This window comes from Streptococcus sp. 27098_8_134, from assembly GCF_041431675.1.
In the GTDB taxonomy this organism is placed as follows: Bacteria; Bacillota; Bacilli; order Lactobacillales; family Streptococcaceae; genus Streptococcus; species Streptococcus sanguinis_R.
Genome location: NZ_JAPVYD010000001.1, coordinates 783,632 through 800,777 on the forward strand (window position 1 = coordinate 783,632; position 17,146 = coordinate 800,777).

General features: G+C 43.8%; 18 protein-coding genes. 9 read left to right on the plus strand and 9 right to left on the minus strand.

All coding sequences use genetic code 11. From position 1 onward, the window contains the following. Window positions 1-5: 5 nt before the first annotated feature. Both O3620_RS03665 and O3620_RS03670 read right to left on the minus strand, forming a co-directional pair. A complete protein-coding gene (locus O3620_RS03665; protein WP_002898520.1) occupies window positions 6-323 on the minus strand; it encodes a PTS lactose/cellobiose transporter subunit IIA in 318 nt (105 codons plus the stop codon). 8 nt (window positions 324-331) lie between these two features. Continuing rightward, the gene (locus O3620_RS03670; RefSeq protein ID WP_004188921.1) at window positions 332-649 is read right to left on the minus strand and encodes a PTS sugar transporter subunit IIB; all 318 of its coding nucleotides are present in this window, start codon (window positions 647-649) and stop codon (window positions 332-334) included. A gap of 204 nt (window positions 650-853) precedes the next feature. Between O3620_RS03670 and O3620_RS03675 the strand changes: the two genes are divergently transcribed. Further along, on the plus strand, window positions 854-2,050 hold the full coding sequence (locus tag O3620_RS03675) for an ROK family protein (RefSeq protein ID WP_002919791.1): 1,197 nt from the start codon (window positions 854-856) through the stop codon (window positions 2,048-2,050). Between the two features lie 92 nt (window positions 2,051-2,142). On the opposite strand, the gene O3620_RS03680 is transcribed toward O3620_RS03675, so the two are convergent. Next, window positions 2,143-3,039 (minus strand): PEP phosphonomutase, encoded by an 897-nt coding sequence (locus O3620_RS03680; RefSeq protein ID WP_002919793.1) that lies wholly within the window; start codon window positions 3,037-3,039, stop codon window positions 2,143-2,145. 232 nt (window positions 3,040-3,271) lie between these two features. Next, a complete protein-coding gene (locus O3620_RS03685; protein ID WP_002919798.1) occupies window positions 3,272-5,164 on the minus strand; it encodes a M13 family metallopeptidase in 1,893 nt (630 codons plus the stop codon). A gap of 149 nt (window positions 5,165-5,313) precedes the next feature. Between O3620_RS03685 and O3620_RS03690 the strand changes: the two genes are divergently transcribed. The 4 genes from O3620_RS03690 (at window position 5,314) to tpx (ending at window position 8,475) form a co-directional block, all read left to right on the plus strand. After that, window positions 5,314-6,033: a metal ABC transporter ATP-binding protein gene (locus O3620_RS03690; protein WP_032913018.1), complete on the plus strand. Its 720-nt coding sequence runs from the start codon at window positions 5,314-5,316 to the stop codon at window positions 6,031-6,033. Window position 6,034: 1 nt separating this feature from the next. Next, window positions 6,035-6,883, plus strand: a complete 849-nt coding sequence (locus O3620_RS03695; RefSeq protein ID WP_032909605.1) for a metal ABC transporter permease — start codon at window positions 6,035-6,037, stop codon at window positions 6,881-6,883. 19 nt (window positions 6,884-6,902) lie between these two features. Beyond that, complete coding sequence (ssaB, locus tag O3620_RS03700; RefSeq protein WP_004188931.1) at window positions 6,903-7,832, plus strand: metal ABC transporter substrate-binding lipoprotein/adhesin SsaB; 930 nt, start codon at window positions 6,903-6,905, stop codon at window positions 7,830-7,832. Window positions 7,833-7,983: 151 nt separating this feature from the next. Continuing rightward, entirely contained in the window at window positions 7,984-8,475 is a 492-nt protein-coding gene (gene tpx, locus O3620_RS03705; protein WP_061602621.1) for a thiol peroxidase, read from the plus strand. Between the two features lie 20 nt (window positions 8,476-8,495). Here the strand turns inward: tpx and O3620_RS03710 are convergent, their stop codons facing one another. The 3 genes from O3620_RS03710 to O3620_RS03720 form a co-directional block, all read right to left on the minus strand. Further along, the gene (locus tag O3620_RS03710; RefSeq protein WP_125348335.1) at window positions 8,496-9,593 is read right to left on the minus strand and encodes a DUF3114 domain-containing protein; all 1,098 of its coding nucleotides are present in this window, start codon (window positions 9,591-9,593) and stop codon (window positions 8,496-8,498) included. A 285-nt stretch (window positions 9,594-9,878) separates the two neighbouring features. Beyond that, the gene (locus tag O3620_RS03715; protein WP_002911130.1) at window positions 9,879-12,119 is read right to left on the minus strand and encodes an SEC10/PgrA surface exclusion domain-containing protein; all 2,241 of its coding nucleotides are present in this window, start codon (window positions 12,117-12,119) and stop codon (window positions 9,879-9,881) included. Window positions 12,120-12,396: 277 nt separating this feature from the next. Further along, window positions 12,397-12,849: a C39 family peptidase gene (locus tag O3620_RS03720; RefSeq protein WP_002919804.1), complete on the minus strand. Its 453-nt coding sequence runs from the start codon at window positions 12,847-12,849 to the stop codon at window positions 12,397-12,399. A gap of 138 nt (window positions 12,850-12,987) precedes the next feature. Between O3620_RS03720 and O3620_RS03725 the strand changes: the two genes are divergently transcribed. The 3 genes from O3620_RS03725 (at window position 12,988) to O3620_RS03735 (ending at window position 14,620) form a co-directional block, all read left to right on the plus strand. Next, on the plus strand, window positions 12,988-13,635 hold the full coding sequence (locus tag O3620_RS03725) for a metal-dependent transcriptional regulator (RefSeq protein ID WP_002919805.1): 648 nt from the start codon (window positions 12,988-12,990) through the stop codon (window positions 13,633-13,635). A 105-nt stretch (window positions 13,636-13,740) separates the two neighbouring features. Next, on the plus strand, window positions 13,741-14,202 hold the full coding sequence (locus tag O3620_RS03730) for a MarR family winged helix-turn-helix transcriptional regulator (RefSeq protein ID WP_002919806.1): 462 nt from the start codon (window positions 13,741-13,743) through the stop codon (window positions 14,200-14,202). Then, complete coding sequence (locus tag O3620_RS03735; protein ID WP_002919807.1) at window positions 14,195-14,620, plus strand: EVE domain-containing protein; 426 nt, start codon at window positions 14,195-14,197, stop codon at window positions 14,618-14,620. The genes O3620_RS03730 and O3620_RS03735 overlap by 8 nt, the downstream gene beginning before the upstream one ends. Before the next feature lie 45 nt (window positions 14,621-14,665). Here O3620_RS03735 and O3620_RS03740 read toward each other — a convergent pair whose 3' ends face one another. Further along, entirely contained in the window at window positions 14,666-15,280 is a 615-nt protein-coding gene (locus tag O3620_RS03740) for a CPBP family intramembrane glutamic endopeptidase (protein ID WP_002919808.1), read from the minus strand. A 499-nt stretch (window positions 15,281-15,779) separates the two neighbouring features. Between O3620_RS03740 and O3620_RS03745 the strand changes: the two genes are divergently transcribed. Further along, window positions 15,780-16,577 carry a DUF4037 domain-containing protein gene (locus O3620_RS03745; protein ID WP_002919809.1) on the plus strand — a complete coding sequence of 266 codons (798 nt, stop codon included), beginning with the start codon at window positions 15,780-15,782 and terminating at the stop codon, window positions 16,575-16,577. Window positions 16,578-16,670: 93 nt separating this feature from the next. Here the strand turns inward: O3620_RS03745 and dtd are convergent, their stop codons facing one another. After that, window positions 16,671-17,114: a D-aminoacyl-tRNA deacylase gene (gene dtd / locus O3620_RS03750; protein ID WP_002910787.1), complete on the minus strand. Its 444-nt coding sequence runs from the start codon at window positions 17,112-17,114 to the stop codon at window positions 16,671-16,673. Window positions 17,115-17,146 lie beyond the last annotated feature (32 nt).

The following is a 17,146-nucleotide window of genomic DNA, read 5'->3' on the forward strand; positions in this document are numbered from 1 at the left end:
TTCTCCTATTCATCAAATTTTTTATGTAAATCAACAATCTCCTTTGCCAAATCAACAAAGGCGATACTGGTCATGAGATGATCCTGCCCATGCACCATAAATAAACTAAGTTCTGTCTTCTCTCCTTGTGCCTCCTTGCTCAGCATTTCAGCCTGAGCGTGATGGGCTTGCAGCAGGGCCTTCTGAGCCTGACTCAGCCTCTCCTGAGCTCGGTCAAAATCCTGCTTTTTTGCTGCCGCAATGGCTTCGATAGCACAAGACTTGGCCTCTCCGCCATACATGATGAGGGTCATAGCGACCTCTAAGGAATCTTTATTTTCCATAGGAGCACCTACTTCATGAGCGACTCTGCCAGATCCAGGACCTTATCCCCCTTCATCATTCCGTAGTCCGTCATAGGGATAACATCGACCGGAATGCCTTTTGAAGCTAGTTTTTCCTGTAAATCCTCCAATAGATAGCGGACCTGAGGCCCCAGCAAAAGGACATCAACCTTTTTCTCGCTTAGATAGTCTTCTGCTTCTGATACTGGCACCGCAAATATCGTCGCAGCTAAACCTCGCTCCTCTGCAGCTTTCTGCATTTTATTGACCATGAGACTGGTGCTCATCCCAGCCGCACAGACTAACATAATCTGTTTTGTTTCCATCGGCATCCTCCTTTATGAATCTGACCTAGCCTGCAACGACGTTTGCCATTTATTTTTAATATATAAACAAAAATCCAAAAATAGAATATTTTCTACTATGTTATTAATATTCTATAAACATTATAACTATTTTTCTGTACTATGTCAACGCTTACATTTGAGATTTTAAGCTTTTTTTGATAGTATAGCAGCAGAGGAAACAAGATGACACGAACTAGAAAACAAAACGAGCTAAGGGCAACTGTTCTGGATCAGCTCTACGCCAAACGACCGATTTCTCGGATTGACATTTCAAAAGAAACTCAAATTACACCAGCCACGACCGGCAGCATCATCAATGAACTGATCAAGGAAGGCTTGGTACTGGAGCTGGGCGAGCTCAATGACGAGAGCGTAGGCCGCAAGAAAACCCTGCTAGATATTGCGCCTCGTAGTCGCTACTATCTTGGCTTTGAGATTTCTGAAAAACAGCTGGCCATAGTCATCGCTGACAATACCGGTGAGATTGCAGAAAGCAGTATTCGGACTTATCAGATCGAGGTGACAGGCGGCCCGTCTGACCAGGAAATCATCCGGCTGATTCAAGATTTTCTGAAAAAGAACAGCCAATACCCCATCTCAGCGATTGCCCTCGGGCTGCCGGGGCATGTGAATCTCTCAGAGAGTGATTTTATCATTTCTAAAAATCCCCACTGGGGACAGATTAACCTGCGGACTATTAAAGAGGCCTTTGACCTCCCTGTCTACTTTGCCAATAAGTCCCACTGCCTGACACTGGCTGAACGCCTCTTTAACTATCATCCGACAGACAGTAATTTTATCGTCTATCATGTCGCCAGAGGTATTCATTGCTCCTACATGTACAAGGGCAGCATTTACAGTCAGGATAATTATCTTATCGGGGAGGTGGGGCATACTGTCATCAATCCTGAAGGCGAGCGCTGTCCTTGCGGCAAGCACGGCTGCCTACAGGTCTATGCCAGTGAGAGCGCTCTGATTGATAAAGCAGCTATCCTGTATCGGGCTTCCCAGACCTCGCTCTTAAAGACTCTTGTAGAGGACGTCAATGACATTGATTTGACAAGTCTGATGATCGCCTATCGCTTAGGAGACTTGGGCAGCATTGAGTTGATTCATACTGCCTGCCGCTATCTGGCCATTTCCATTTCCAACCTCTGCCAGCTTATTGATAGCGAAAGGATTTATCTGGACGGCCAGCTCTTCTCCTATCCGGTTATTGCCGAGCAGGTCCTGGCTCAGTTAGAGCAGGAAGTACCTCTCTTTCCAAAACAAAAACAAGCAGAGATTGTCATTATCCCCTACTCTAAATACAGTATTGCCCGCTCTGCAGTCAGCCTCTGTGTCTATCATGAATTTTTGGATAAAAAAGGAAACCTATAAAGGCCGAGACATCAATCTCGGTCTTTCTTTTATAAAAAAAATAGAGACAGACCTTCTAGGAGCTTATCCCCCTAAAAGTCTGTCTCATTTTACTATCTATTAATCGAACGTGAAATCATGGAAATGGTGTGGCGCTGCCCTCTGAGAGCCTTGCTCATAGCAAAGATATTTTCCACCGGAGCCAGACAGCCGTAGCCGGAGTCTCCGATATGCTGGATATCTACACCGCAGATTTTGTTGCGGATAGCCATTTGCTTGACGATATCCTCATCAGCACTCTCCTGACTGGTGCCAATAGCGCTCATAACCAGAGCCCCCTTTTGATGGGCCAGTCGGACAATCTGCTTCAAGTCCTGCTCGTCAAAACCAGGCACACTGCCGACTGCCGGTGCTAGGACAATATCAACGCCTGCTTCAATAAATTGAGCGATTGCTTCCAGGTCTGCTACCGGCTCATCCACACCTGAAGCATGCATTTTACCTGCAATCAGGAGGCCTGAAAAATTCTCCTTGACCACTCGAATGGTGTCAATAATGGCTTGATTGGTGACACCAGTTCCCGGATTACCCGTCAGGCAGATAAAGTCAACGCCCAACTCTTCTGCTCGCTGAATGGTCGCTAGACTAGCCTGACGCCCCTCATCGATAATTAGGCGTTCTCCTGCCATCTGGGCCTGACTGTCCACCGGCTCTAGATTGATACCGATAGGACGGCCCACCAAGCGATGAAGTTCCTGAACAAAATCTTCCTTGGCGTCCAGACCAGCTACAAAAGGCTGGAAGATATCAATCCCATTCAGCAAAATCAAGTCAGCACCAAAAGACCGAGCAATCTCTGCATTGGTCACATCGCCAATATAAGATTCTTTGAAAGCTACGTTTTCAGACAGGATAACGCGGCCCTCACTGGCCTTGATGCTCTGTTTCAGCTCCGGCGCAGTCATACTCAAAATTTCTGAAGCATTTGAACTAATGAATCGTTTTACCATAAGAACATCTCTTTTCTTTATTATTCATTAATAAACACTTTGAAATCTATTCTATTTGGATGTTTTGTTTATTTTTTGTTATCAACTACAGTATAGCACAAGGCTAGACAAATGTAAACGCTTTATATTTTCTTTGACAAAATAGTCTGCTTTCGCAAACAAAAGCAGACTATTGAAACGAACTCGATTATTTTTGATTTGAGCAAGATGCGATAAGCGTCTTATTTCTGCATCACCAGATGACCACCCGCTCTTCTGGGCTCCGCCACATGCCATCTCCCTCTTGGACATCAAAGGTTGTAAAGAAGTCGTCAAAGTTAGGCAACTGTATATTGGTCCGAAGCTTGGCTGGTGCATGGACATCGACACTCGCCAAGAGCTTCATATATTCCTCCCGGCCCTTCATCCGCCAGATGCGGGCAAAGTTGGTAAAGAATTCCTCAGCAGAGAAATCAGCTTCTTTCTTGGCTGCTTCTAGGGCTGCTGCAATACCTCCCAGATCTGCCACATTTTCTGAAACGGTCAGCTTGCCATTGACCTTAGCACCGTATGAATCCTGGGCTTCGAACTGGTCAATAACCTTCTGAGTCCGCTCGGTAAAGGCTTGGTAGTCATGCTCCGTCCACCAGTTGTTTAGGCTGCCATTTTCATCAAAGGACGCTCCATTAGTATCAAAAGCATGAGAAATCTCATGGGCGATGACCGCTCCGATGCCACCATAATTAGCTGAAGATGACTGGTGCAGGTCATAGAAAGGCGCCTGCAGGATAGCCGCTGGAAAGACAATCAGGTTTTTCTGCGGATTATAGTAGGCATTGACCATATGGGCTGGCATTCCCCATTCCTTGTAATCCACTGGTTGATTCCACTTGCTCCAGCTATAAGCAATATCAATCTGGCTCAGCTTCTGAGCATTTTCAAAGAGAGTCAGCTTTTCGTCTACAACCTTTCGAGAGTAACGCTCAGGAAGTTCATCAGGATAGCCAATATAAGGCTTGATGACATTAAGTTTGACAATAGCCTTGTCCCGAGTTTCTGGTGTCAGCCAGTCATTCTGGGCCAGGCGATTTTTATAAACTTCAATCATCGTCGCCACTTTTTGCTCCACATCAGCCTTGGCTTCTGGAGAGAACTTCTGACCAGCATACCAGAGACCGACAGCTTGATTAAAGGGACCTTGGGCCAGGTAAAAGGCTGCTTTTTTCTTGTCCTGAGCCTGAGGAGTCCCTGATAGAGCACGATGATAAGCACCTGCTAAGACACGGATGTCATCTGTTAGATAAGGTGTCGTATTCCGCACTGCAGAGAGAATCAGCAGAGCATGGAGTTTATCCCAGTTAGCGGCTGTATAGATATCCTTAGCTGCCTGCCAAAAACGCTCTTCCGGCACAATGACTTGGTCGGGTTCTTGACCGATTAACTTGGTGAAAATATCCGCCAGAGGCAACTCTGGTACCAAGGCTTTGAAATCTTCCCACTTATAAGGATGGTAGAGCTTAGCATACTCAGAGCTTTCTTCACTAGACAAAACATACTGAGCAAAAACAGCATCTAGCTCCAAGACCTTATCCAAAAGATCCTTGATTTCCTCTTCAGCAAAGTCAAATTTAGCCAGCAAATCTTCCTGAGCCTTGCGCCATTTTGCAAGAAGATCCGCCTTCTGCGGATGGTCCTCAGTGTAGTAGGTCGTATCTGGCAAAATTGTTCCCGGTCCGTCTGCCCAGAGGACATTGATTCGGGCATCCATAAAGTCAGGTGCCACACCAAAAGGAAAATAAGTCGGCTTACCAGCCAGTTCAAAATCAGCAATCTTAGAAGCATAATCTTCAAAAGACGTTAGGTTGCGAATTTCATCAATGTAAGCACGCGCAGGCTCAATCCCTGCCGCTTCCCGTTTATCATAATCTGCTACCAAGCGATGATAAGCAACAAAGTTCTGCAGAATGGCATCTTCTGGCACTCCATCTCCAGCCAGCCATTTGTCGGTCGTGGCGAGCATAAGATCTTCAATCTCATCTGCCAGATCCATGAAGCCGCCCGTCACTGGCTTATCATCAGGAATGACCGCCGTCTTTGCCCACTCACCATTAACTGCATCATAGAAATCATCTTGTAGTCGTGTCATCTTCTTCTCACTTTCATGCTTTTGATATAACCTTATCAAAATCCACTTGTTTTTTCAAACATTTCTTATATTAATTTTAGATTTTTATTAAAAATTAACTTGACTTAATTTTTATTTTAATGTATATTAATCTTATAGAGGTGTATGAGATGATTACGATTAAAGATTTGACTGTCAGCTATCAGGATACGCTGGCTCTTGAGCCCCTTTCTTTAACCATTAAGGAGCCAACTATTACTGGGATTATTGGTCCTAACGGAGCCGGAAAATCTACCCTGCTCAAGGGCATGCTAGGGATTATTGACCACCAAGGCCAGACTCTGCTGGATCAAAAGCCGCTGCAAAACTCTCTCCAGAGGGTCGCCTACGTAGAGCAAAAGATTAATATTGATTATCATTTTCCTATCAAAGTCAAAGAGTGTGTCTCTTTGGGGCTTTACCCTCAGCTCAAGCTTTTTCAGGGGCTAAAGAGTTCCCATTGGAACAAGGTGGCTGAGGCATTGAAAATTGTCGGTTTAGAAGACTTGGCTGAGCGCCAGATTAGCCAGCTGTCCGGCGGGCAATTTCAGCGGGTCTTGATTGCTCGCTGCTTGGTTCAAGAGGCGGATTGTATCTTTTTGGACGAGCCCTTCGTCGGGATCGACTCTGTCAGCGAAGAGATTATCATGTCTACGCTGCGCAGTCTCAAAGCCGCAGGCAAGATTATCCTGATTGTCCATCATGACCTGAGCAAGGTGGTTGATTATTTCGACCAAGTTATCCTGCTCAATCGTGAGCTGATTGCCTTTGGTCCTACCGAGACCAGCTTTACCAAGGACAATATGAAAAAGACTTACGGCTCCCAGCTCTTTATGAATGGAGGTGCCTAGGATGATTTTAGAATTTTTCCAGGGGCTGCGGGACTTTCACTTTCTGCAAAATGCCCTCATCACAGCCATCGTCATTGGGATTGTCGCCGGAGCTGTCGGCTGCTTTATCATTCTGCGCGGCATGTCGCTCATGGGGGACGCTATCTCTCATGCGGTTCTGCCCGGTGTGGCCCTGTCCTACATTTTAGGGATTAATTTCTTTATTGGAGCTATCACCTTCGGACTTTTGGCCTCGATTATTATCACCTACATCAAGGGAAATTCCATTATCAAAAGCGATACAGCCATTGGGATTACCTTTTCTTCCTTCCTAGCTCTGGGGGTAATTCTGATAGGCGTTGCCAATAGCTCCACTGACCTCTTTCATATTCTCTTCGGGAATATCTTGGCTGTTCAGGATATTGATATGTGGATTAGTATTGGAGTCGGAATAGCTGTGCTCTTAATCATCATCCTCTTTTTCAAGCAGCTATTGATTACTTCCTTTGACCCCCTGCTGGCTCAAGCCATGGGCATGCCGGTCAGCTTCTATCACTATCTGCTAATGATTCTCTTGACCTTGGTCTCTGTGACAGCCATGCAGAGCGTGGGAACCATTCTGATTGTCGCTCTCTTGATAACGCCGGCAGCAACGGCCTACCTCTATGCCAACAGTCTGAAAACTATGATCCTGCTGTCCTCAGGACTGGGAGCTCTGGCTTCTGTGCTGGGACTCTTTATCGGCTATAGCTTTAATGTCGCTGCAGGATCCAGCATTGTCCTGACCTCAGCCCTCATCTTTCTCATCTCTTTCTTTATTGCCCCTAAGCAACGCTATTTAAAGCTTAAAAACCGACCTAAACTAAAATAAAATTTAATGGAGGAATCCCATGAAAAAATTAGGTTTTTTATCCCTGCTTTTGCTAGCAGTCTGCACTCTCTTTGCCTGCTCCAATCAGAAGAACGCGTCCAGTGACTCGTCCAAGCTCAAGGTTGTTGCGACCAACTCAATTATCGCTGATATTACCAAAAATATAGCTGGCGATAAGATTGACCTGCACAGCATTGTACCAGTCGGCAAAGACCCCCACGAATACGAGCCCCTGCCTGAAGATGTCAAAAAGACTTCTCAAGCGGATCTCATCTTCTACAATGGTATCAACCTAGAAACCGGCGGCAATGCTTGGTTTACCAAGTTGGTCAAAAATGCCAATAAGGAAGAAAACAAGGACTACTATGCTGTCAGCGATGGCGTTGACGTCATTTACCTTGAAGGGCAAAGTGAAAAGGGTAAGGAAGACCCTCATGCTTGGCTCAACTTAGAAAACGGCATTATCTATGCGCAAAATATTGCCAAGCGTTTGATTGAAAAAGACCCTGACAATAAGGCCACTTACGAGAAAAATCTCAAAGCTTATGTAGAAAAGCTAACTGCTTTGGACAAGGAAGCCAAGGAGAAATTCAACAATATCCCAGAAGAAAAGAAAATGATTGTGACCAGCGAAGGCTGCTTCAAGTACTTCTCTAAGGCCTACAATGTGCCGTCGGCCTACATCTGGGAAATCAACACCGAAGAAGAAGGAACTCCAGACCAAATTAAAAGCTTAGTTGAAAAACTACGCAAGACCAAAGTGCCGTCTCTCTTTGTCGAATCAAGTGTGGACGACCGTCCGATGAAGACTGTTTCTAAAGACACCAACATCCCAATACACGCTAAAATCTTCACTGACTCAATCGCTGACGAAGGCGAAGAAGGCGACAGCTATTACAGCATGATGAAATACAATCTGGATAAAATTTCTGAAGGATTGGCCAAATAATGATAAAAGGTTAGGAAGACAAAATCCTAACCTCTTTATTTTTGGAGAAGGAGCTTCACATGGAGTCGCTCTCAAATTTCCGGTCAAATTATTCGAAAAAAATCACTATTCGCTGTACAATGAAGCTATCAAACAAGAATGGAGACTTCCTATGACAACTTTTCTCGGAAATCCTGTAACCTTTACTGGAAAGCAACTGCAAGTCGGCGAAACAGCCCACGATTTTAGCTTGACAGCCACTGATCTTTCAAAGAAAACTCTGGCTGACTTTGCTGGCAAAAAGAAAGTCCTGAGTATCATCCCATCTATCGATACTGGTGTCTGTTCAACTCAGACTCGTCGTTTTAACCAAGAACTCTCTGACTTGGACAATACCGTTGTTATCACGGTTTCAGTTGATTTGCCTTTTGCTCAAGGCAAGTGGTGTGCTGCTGAAGGCATTGAGAATGCTGTCATGCTCTCTGACTACTTCGATCATTCTTTCGGCCGTGACTATGCTGTCCTCATCAATGAATGGCACCTTTTGGCTCGCGCAGTTCTTGTCTTGGACGAAAACAACACTGTGACCTACGCTGAATATGTTGACAATATCAATACCGAGCCTGACTTCGAAGCAGCTATCGCCGCAGTTAAGAGCTTGTAAGAGATAAAAATACGGATTTGCTAGTCCGTATTTTTTTGTACAAAAAACTTCTGCCAAAACTGACGGAACCAAGTCCAAGAACGCAAGAGAAAGGATGGTCGATTCAGTAATTTCTTGAACCGAGCAATCTCTGCCTTTACCTGTTTATAAGCACTCCGCCCCTTTCGAGCATAAGGGCTCTTAGCCGAACGATAGCCCAGCGGACCACGATTATTCTGAGGTGACTTGAACTTGCGGCCGCTATTTTCAATGGCAAGCCTGCGAAAGCGAGGATCCCAGACTGCAGGTGTTTTGACGTCATAGCGGGTATGAGAAGCCTGATTGACCGGACGATTGCGCTCACCGTAGTTAAAGCTGGCGCCATTCACAATACCATTTTGGCTAGCCCCCTCTGGATCGATAATATTGAGAAAACGACCTGTCTGATCCAAAATAAACTCTGTATGAAAATCAATCAGGATTTTTATATTGGCCTGACTTGCTTGACCATCCGGATAGACAGCCTGACCATACATCTTATCAATATAGGCTTTATTATGCAAGCGAGAGGATTCTTGAAAGCTATAAGACAGCGCTGGCCAATCCTTTAGATAGGAGGCCAAGGCTTCCACATCAGTCATGCCAGCCTGACGATAGTGATCTCTGACCCACCGGGACTGCTGGCAGGAAATGACATAGCGAAACTGATGTAGCTGCCTTTTGAGCTTTTGATTGCCATCCCTTTGGCTGAAATCATCTGCTGGAAAAGCCTGGCGCAAGGTCCTTGAGAAAATTTTCCAAAAGTCATCATGAGGTGTTAGGTTTGGAGCAATCCGAGCCAGTAAAAGATCTGTCTCTGACTTGTCTCCGCTCAGCTCCTCAGGCATATTAACAAGATTCATAGCCAAAACCAGCAGCTCCTGAGCTCCTAACCTGCTGATTTGAGTCTCCTCAGCCTGCCAGAGCTCTTGAAAGAAAGGACTGCCAAAAAGCTGAGCCTCCTGCAAGTAATCTCCTTCTTCTGTCAATGTCTTCCCTTGCACACTAATCTCTGCAAAAACTCGTTCCAGTGCTGCCCGAGACCAACCAATTGATTGCAATTGCTGAAAGAGCTGCTCTTTTACCACTTTAGGATACACGCCCCCCTCCTTTCAGTTAGCTCTAATAGTTTAAAACTGTTAAGATTATAATAAAAAATCTAATCTACATAGAACAATTAGATTTTATCACAAACTCAGATGATAGCAAAGAACAAAAAATGAATCCTTGGAGTACTAACAATAAAGATGTTCTTAACAAATCACTCAATAAATAAAGAGAAGACCAAACCGGCCCTCTCTCAGTATGAGTTTTATTGAAATGAGTCGTCCAACTTTTCACAATTGGACAATTCATCTAGAATTCGACCTTGTCAACGACTTCACTTAAGCTTTACGGCGTTTTGCAAAAGCCAGTCCCAGCATAGAGAGCAATCCCATACCTACTAGCGCTAGAGATGATTCAGCAGAACCTGTTTTTGGAAGAGCTGCTGGAGCCTGATAGGTCTGAACTGGTTTCTTTCCCTTCTTCACTCCCGTTGTAGTGACTTTCAGAACCTTTCGCTCATTCTTAGAAACGAGGTTGGTTGGGTCGTCTGTCTCAAGGGCTGCAAGAGCTGCTTTCAAAGCTTCAAGTTTGGCATTTTCGACTCTATATGTTTCTTCCTTACTTGCCAAGTTTGCTTTAGCATCATTGAGAGCCGCTTCTGCTTCTTTTAGAAGAGCAGGGGCATTTTGCAAGCGAGTAACATAGTCTTTAGCAGCTTGAACAGCGTGTTGAGCCTCTTCCAGAGCTGTAGCCGCAGCAGTTGCCTTTTCTTGAGCGGTCGCTGTAGCTGCTTTCAATTCGGCAAGCTTGGCATTAGCTTCCTCAGCTGTTTTTTGCGCACTTGCTTGGGCTGCTTCTTTTTCTTTCAAGCTTGCTTGAGCTTTAGCTAAAACTGCAAGCTTAGCCTTGGTTTCTTCAGAAGCCGAATTCTTGCTATTTTCGAGTTCAGCTTGGTAAGTACGTTCCGCCTTAGCCAACTTGTCCTTAGCAGTTTTCACAACCTCACGCAGTAATGGGGCTGTCTCCTGCTTGTTTTGAGCATTTGTCAACGTACGTTGAGCAGCGTCCAGCTTAGCTTGCGAAGCTGCTAAATCTTTACGAGCAGCGTCTGCCTCTTGATTATTGGCATTTGGATTGATCAAGGCTGGTGTGATTTTGGAAGGGTCTTTAATATCACCGTCATTATTTGGGAAAAGAAGGAAGTTAATTCGGTTAATAATGCCGTTGTTGCTAAAGTTAACAGCAACATATGCACCTTTCTTCTGATTATCAAGATGCCCCACTACCTTTTGGGCATAGATAGTCCCTCTCTCCCTATACGCACTGCTATCTCCTAAATCAAACAGTTGGAATTTGATATCATCGTAAATTGCCTTTTTTAAATAGTCAACAGAGACATTCTCTTGGCTAGCAAGAATAGGATAAGGGCCGAGTTCGTTAGTTCCTGATACTCTATGACCAAACTGATCCAGTCCAAATTTAGCAACCACACTTCTTGGAACATCTACTTGTGAAGTTATAGGTTCTTTTGATTGGTATTTATATTTTTGTTCACGGGCTGCTTGGCTTAGAGCTGCTGCATAGTCAATACTATTTTGTGTTAATGTTACTGGTGCTGTTCCTGCTTGCTTACGGATTTGATTAATCAAATCTTGTGCATAATAATTCAATTCCATCAGAACATCATTTGGAATAGCATTAATGTTAACCATGCGTTGCGCATCTTTTTGACTACCAATATAATTGTTGCTAGATTTTAGGGTAGCTGCTTCTTTAGCAAGTGTTTCTTGTGCCTCAGATGTTAATTTAGCTGTACCGTTGATATTGTTACTTTTAATTGCATTTATATAAGCTTGCGATAGGGTAAAAGTATTGTGAACCTGATCTTGAGACGAAAGTTTCGCTTCTTTTTCCTTGATTTCTGCTTGTGCTGCTTTGATATCAGCCTGGGCTTTATCAATCACTGCTTGACGTTTGGCATCTTCCGCTTCAGCTGTCTTCAACTGATCTTCGTAAGAAGCTAAGTTATTTTTAGCCTTGTCAAGCTCAGCCTTTGCCTTCGTGACCTCTTCACTTACCAGTTTGCTATCCACAGCTTTTTGGGCTGCATTCACAGCATCCTGAGCAGCTTGAGTCTCGTTTTGTGCCTTAGCTGCTTGAGCTTGAGCATCCTGAGCTACAGCTGCCTGTGTGTTTTCTGCTTTTTTAGCTGTATCAAGAACTGCTTGGGCTTGCTTGGCCGCGTTTTCTGCTGGAGCAACTTTCTTCTCAGCTTCTGTCACAGCTGCTTGAGCTTCCGCAATTTTTTGTACACTTGTATCAGCATTATCTTTCTTGGCTGTTTCAACCTTAGTCTCAGCAGTCGCAACCTGTTCTTTGGCTTGGTCAACAGCCGCTTTCACTTGATTAACCTGCTCAGTTTGCTGTTTAAGAGCTTCTGGACTTGCAGATAGAGCCTTATCTTGGTTTGCAGGTGCATTTGCATCCACTGGAGTTGTATCTGCAGCCACAGTTTGAGCAAAGCCAGCACTAGCAAGAACTGCTGCACCTAGAATGACATGTTTTTGGATTTTTTTCATGGGTTTCCTCCTGATATGTTAATAGTATAATGAGAAAAGCTTTGTTTGTCAAACTATTTACATGTTTTTTTGAGAACACTTATCATAAATATGTCCAAAAATAGAATCCCGTCCCCATCGCTTCCAAAAAACCGTGTGTCTAGCTATAATTGTATAATGAATTTTACGCTTACTGACCTTGCCAAGGATGAAGTCTTAACAGATTACAAACATATTAGTCATAGAATGCAGAAAACCGCCCGTCAAGCAACGAGCGGTCTTCTTATTCACGAATTTCTTATCCTTTGATGGCAATAAAGGGGGATCCTTCTATATTATCCGTCGGATCTACGCTCTTGACTCCAAAGAGATAATCTACTAGATACCAGCCATTATTAGCTGCATTATAAGGGTCACGGACATAGGTTTTTCCATTGTCATAGCCTTTAAGAACCAGCTCATGAGTGACTGGATAATGGGCAAAGATGCTGGTACCAACGGCACCTAGGACATGATGCCCCTGCGAAAGCACTTCTTTGACTGCAGAAGCTGTAAACAGAGTCTCAGTCGTCAGATCCCAGTGCTGGGCAGCTCGGACAATACCACGGCTGCTGGTGCCAAATCCATCTTTATTAAATTCATTGGTATGGATATACAGGTAATCCGCAACGGTTGTTGGAAGCACTTCTGTCCCAGTAATTCCAGAAATAACCATGGCTAGCGTTGTCGGCACGCATCCTGTCGCATCCATGCTGTAAGGACCATACTTCCTGCCGCCCCAGCGACCATCACAATGAAGAAAATCTAAACATCAAAGAAAGGCTTAGACACTGTATTCTTGCAGCGATTTTTGTTATACTAATGATAGAAAGTTCAGCGAGGATGCAAGATGACCCCAAATAAAGAAGACTATCTCAAGTGTATCTATGAGATTGGCAGCCGCCACAAAAAAATCACCAATAAAGAAATCGCTCAGCTCATGCAAGTTTCACCTCCGGCTGTGACGGAAATGATGAAAAAAATGCTGGCGGAAGAACTTCTGGTCAAGGATAAAAAAGCCGGCTACTTGCTGACTGATTTGGGGCTAAGGCTAGTTTCTGACCTCTACCGTAAGCACCGACTGATTGAAGTCTTTCTGGTCAACCATCTCGGCTACTCGACTGATGAAATCCATGAGGAAGCCGAGGTCCTAGAGCACACTGTTTCTGAGCGCTTCGTTGAGCGTCTGGATGCCATGCTCCAGTACCCCAAGACCTGTCCTCACGGAGGCACCATCCCGGCCAAGGGAGAGCTTCTGGACGAAGAAAACCAACTGACTCTGGAAGAAGCTTCTGCTCCTGGCGACTATATCATCAAACGGGTGCATGACGACTTTGACTTACTTAAATACTTGGAAAAATACAACCTGCAAATCGGCCAAACCATCACTTTCATCCAATACGATTCTTTCGCTCAGGTCTATTTTCTTAAGACAGAAACCCAAGAAATCCAAATTAATCCTATGATTGCCCAGCAGATTTATGTAGAAAAACTATAAACAAAACCCAGTTCAGACTTTTTAGTCTAAACTGGGTTTTTATTGACAAAAATAAGATGCCAGAATATAATAAGTATACTTACAAAATATCTAGAGGGAAAGCTAATGGAAAAATCTCAGTTTAACTCCATCTACAAGGATGAATACAAAAAATCAACCGGTCTGCTCTTTATCCGTGCCTACCACAAGTGGCATGGGCTGATAAAAAACAAACTGAGAACGATTGATTTGACCCATCCCCAATTTGTCGTTCTGACCACTCTTGCAGGGCTTCTGCGTCAGCAAGAATGGGTGAGTCAAACCGATATTGCACAATTTTCTGACATGGATGTTATGACCGTATCCCAAATCATCCGCCTCTTGGTCAAGAAAGGTTTGATCATGCGGGAAGTCCATCCCAAGGACAGCCGTGCCAACATCATACTTCTAACGGATACGGGGCTGCAAAAGGTCAACCAAGCCCTTCCTCTGGTAGAAGGCATTGATCAGGCGTTCTTTGGAAAATTAGGAAATAACACAGAAATATTAAACCAACTCTTAATCAAACTGGAGGCAGAAAATGACTAGATTTTGGATTGGTGTCGTATCAAAAGAACATGTACTAAGAGGTGTAGAAGGTGAATTTTGCCAAGTCTGCCATGGAAAGAAAGCACCATTGAACCGAATGAAAAAGGGGGACTATCTTCTGTACTACAGCCCCAAGTATCAGCTGAATGGTCAGGAAAAGCTGCAGGCCTTTACAGCAGTTGGCAAGATTCTAGATGACACTGCCTACCAAGTAGAGATGTTTGAAGGCTTTGTCCCATTTCGGCGAGATGTCAGCTACTACCAGCCTGTCAAAGACTGCCCCATTGACCAAGTCCGCCAGCATCCTCAGTGGCGCCAGTATGCTTCTCAAATAAGATACGGACATTTCGAAGTTTCGAAAGACTTCTTCCTTTATGTTTTTGAGCAAATGAAACTGGACAGCCCTGCAAATCAGTAAAAGCAGCTTTGTTTGACTTACACCTAAACCTTTACTCACCTGTCATCAAATCAGCATAAATGCCGATAAAGTACCCGTAATCACATTTGCTAGAGCATGCATAATCCAGCTTGCTAAAATGGAGCCATCAGATTTCTTTTCATTAACAAAGCCCATATAGGCAGCGATGCCACCCGTACACAAAATGATGAGCAGGGTCTGCTGCCAAGAGAGCACTGTTATAAACATCAGGCCATGCAGTAGACCAAAAAGAGCAGCTTGTATGGTGTTGGCTACCACAAAGGATAAGCGGATAGCCATTCTCTTTAAAAGAAAACCTCTGAAGAGCAGTTCTTCTGGCAGAGCAGTTTGAAACAGACTATAGATCAGAATAGCTGGCAAGGCTTGGAAGCCGAGGCCTGAAAAGTTTGAAGTCGCTGTCTTAAGACCTTTTACAGTAGTATATAGTAGCAAAAACGAAAGAAGCAAGAAAAATAGTGAACCCAACAAAATCCACAGCCAGATCTTCCGGTTGCCAGTATCTTTTAGTGGTTTTAAGCCAAGCCATTCTAAAAATGGACTTTTTCTTCTAGCCCTTATCAACCACCAAACAAAAGGAAGAAAAGCAAACAAAGCAATTTGAATCACAGCATTCATCATCTGTTGAACTAGATTTCCCATGGTAAGAGACTCCTTTCTTTTCTTTAATATGATTATATAAGACAAACTTCAAGAATTTATAAAGTAATTCTAAAATATTTCTAAAGAATGAAAGAAATCATAAACATAAACAAATCAAAGACTATTGCCACTTTCACTTGCTTGCTATGCTTCTCATTTTTGGACTAAATGATGTCAAAAAACTCTTTAAAGACCTATCTCAAAATCTAAGAAAAATAGCATATAAAAATATGGATATTGAATTAAAAAAAGAAAACTGACAATGCGTTAAAGTAAGGGAAAAACTCCTAAAATTTTATTACCCAAAGTCAAATTTTCAGCCTATCTATCCTAGATAATTTTCTTTTTAGTCAAATACTTCCAGCTCCTGCTCATCCACTTTCTACCCCTCGGGGTCTCAATTTTGCAGGCTTAGTGCCATGCCAAAAGCTGTTTTTCCCTTCTTGCCAACCCGCTTACATTTTGCTACAATGATGTCAAAAATCAGTAAGGAAAAATTATGCCACAACAACTTTTTAAAGAATTTGCCCAGCTAGATCAAGTGGAAGCTATCGTTCTCGGTGGCTCTCGTGCTGGACAGCATTTTGACAAAGACTCAGACTATGATGTTTATATCTACTTGACAGATTCCATCGCTCCCCTAACTCGACGCGATATCCTCAGCAAGTACTGCTCCTACATGGAAATCGGCAATCAGTTTTGGGAACTAGAGGATGACTGTGTGCTAAAGAGCACGATCGAAATTGAGCTCATTTACCGTACACTGGATAGCTTTGATAAAGACCTCCAGACTGTAGTCCTAGACCACCAAGCCCAGAATGCCTATACCACCTGTATGTGGCACAATCTGCTTCACAGTAAAATCATCTACGACCGAAATGGTCGCTATGAGGCACTTCAAAACAAGTACAGACGACCTTATCCAGCTGAGCTGAAAAAGAATATTATCAAGAAGCAGCTCCTCTTACTCGATCAAGCCATGCCAGCTTTCTCCAAACAAATAGAAAAAGCGCTCAAGCGTCAGGACCTGCTCAGTATCAATCACCGCAGCAGTGAGTTTTTTGCTTCCTATTTTGACTTGCTCTTCGCCCTAAACGAACAGACTCACCCTGGAGAAAAGAGAATGCTGGAGTTTGCAAAAACCAACTGCACGCTATTGCCTCAACATTTTGAAGAAAATATACAGACCTATTTTCAAAAACTCTACACTGAGCCCGCTGAAGCCATAAAGCTTATCAATCAGCTAGTGACGACCATCAAACAAATCATTCCTCAAGAAATGATTGATGGCTTTTAGTAATGTTGTCGGAAACTATACACTCATTGCTACAGAAGTAAAAAAAATTAGGAGTTTGAACATTAGTGTTCAAACTCCTTTTCATGCTTCTTATCAGCGATTTTTCGTATCGAGAATAATGGTCACTGGACCATCATTAACTAGTTCTACCTGCATGTCTGCTCCAAAAATCCCCGTCCGAGTCGGCACCTCTTGCTGCAAGGCAAGATTGAAGGCATCATAAAAATTGCTAGCCATCTCTGGCGGAGCAGCCTTGACAAAGGCTGGCCGATTACCCTTTTTGGTATCTGCATGCAGAGTGAATTGAGAAATCGATAAAATCTCTCCGTCAATGTCCTTGATAGACAGGTTCATCTTGCCCTCAGCATCGGAAAAAATCCGCATATTGACAATCTTCCTGACTGCATAATCCATATCCTCTTGACTATCGTCAGGACCGACTCCTACTAAGAGCAGGAGGCCTTGTCCAATACTGCTGCGCAGCTGTTGGTCAATGCTGACCTGAGCACGTTTCACGCGCTGAATCACTATTTTCATATCTTTTCCTTTGATTTAAGCAAGTCACCAGG

Coding starts and splice junctions, on each gene's coding strand:
- O3620_RS03665 (WP_002898520.1), bottom strand. CDS start 323: ATGGAAAATAAAGATTCCTTAGAGGTCGCTATGACCCTCATCATGTAT.
- O3620_RS03670 (WP_004188921.1), bottom strand. CDS start 649: ATGGAAACAAAACAGATTATGTTAGTCTGTGCGGCTGGGATGAGCACC.
- O3620_RS03675 (WP_002919791.1), top strand. CDS start 854: ATGACACGAACTAGAAAACAAAACGAGCTAAGGGCAACTGTTCTGGAT.
- O3620_RS03680 (WP_002919793.1), bottom strand. CDS start 3,039: ATGGTAAAACGATTCATTAGTTCAAATGCTTCAGAAATTTTGAGTATG.
- O3620_RS03685 (WP_002919798.1), bottom strand. CDS start 5,164: ATGACACGACTACAAGATGATTTCTATGATGCAGTTAATGGTGAGTGG.
- O3620_RS03690 (WP_032913018.1), top strand. CDS start 5,314: ATGATTACGATTAAAGATTTGACTGTCAGCTATCAGGATACGCTGGCT.
- O3620_RS03695 (WP_032909605.1), top strand. CDS start 6,035: ATGATTTTAGAATTTTTCCAGGGGCTGCGGGACTTTCACTTTCTGCAA.
- ssaB (WP_004188931.1), top strand. CDS start 6,903: ATGAAAAAATTAGGTTTTTTATCCCTGCTTTTGCTAGCAGTCTGCACT.
- tpx (WP_061602621.1), top strand. CDS start 7,984: ATGACAACTTTTCTCGGAAATCCTGTAACCTTTACTGGAAAGCAACTG.
- O3620_RS03715 (WP_002911130.1), bottom strand. CDS start 12,119: ATGAAAAAAATCCAAAAACATGTCATTCTAGGTGCAGCAGTTCTTGCT.
- O3620_RS03720 (WP_002919804.1), bottom strand. CDS start 12,849: ATGGATGCGACAGGATGCGTGCCGACAACGCTAGCCATGGTTATTTCT.
- O3620_RS03725 (WP_002919805.1), top strand. CDS start 12,988: ATGACCCCAAATAAAGAAGACTATCTCAAGTGTATCTATGAGATTGGC.
- O3620_RS03730 (WP_002919806.1), top strand. CDS start 13,741: ATGGAAAAATCTCAGTTTAACTCCATCTACAAGGATGAATACAAAAAA.
- O3620_RS03735 (WP_002919807.1), top strand. CDS start 14,195: ATGACTAGATTTTGGATTGGTGTCGTATCAAAAGAACATGTACTAAGA.
- O3620_RS03740 (WP_002919808.1), bottom strand. CDS start 15,280: ATGGGAAATCTAGTTCAACAGATGATGAATGCTGTGATTCAAATTGCT.
- O3620_RS03745 (WP_002919809.1), top strand. CDS start 15,780: ATGCCACAACAACTTTTTAAAGAATTTGCCCAGCTAGATCAAGTGGAA.
- dtd (WP_002910787.1), bottom strand. CDS start 17,114: ATGAAAATAGTGATTCAGCGCGTGAAACGTGCTCAGGTCAGCATTGAC.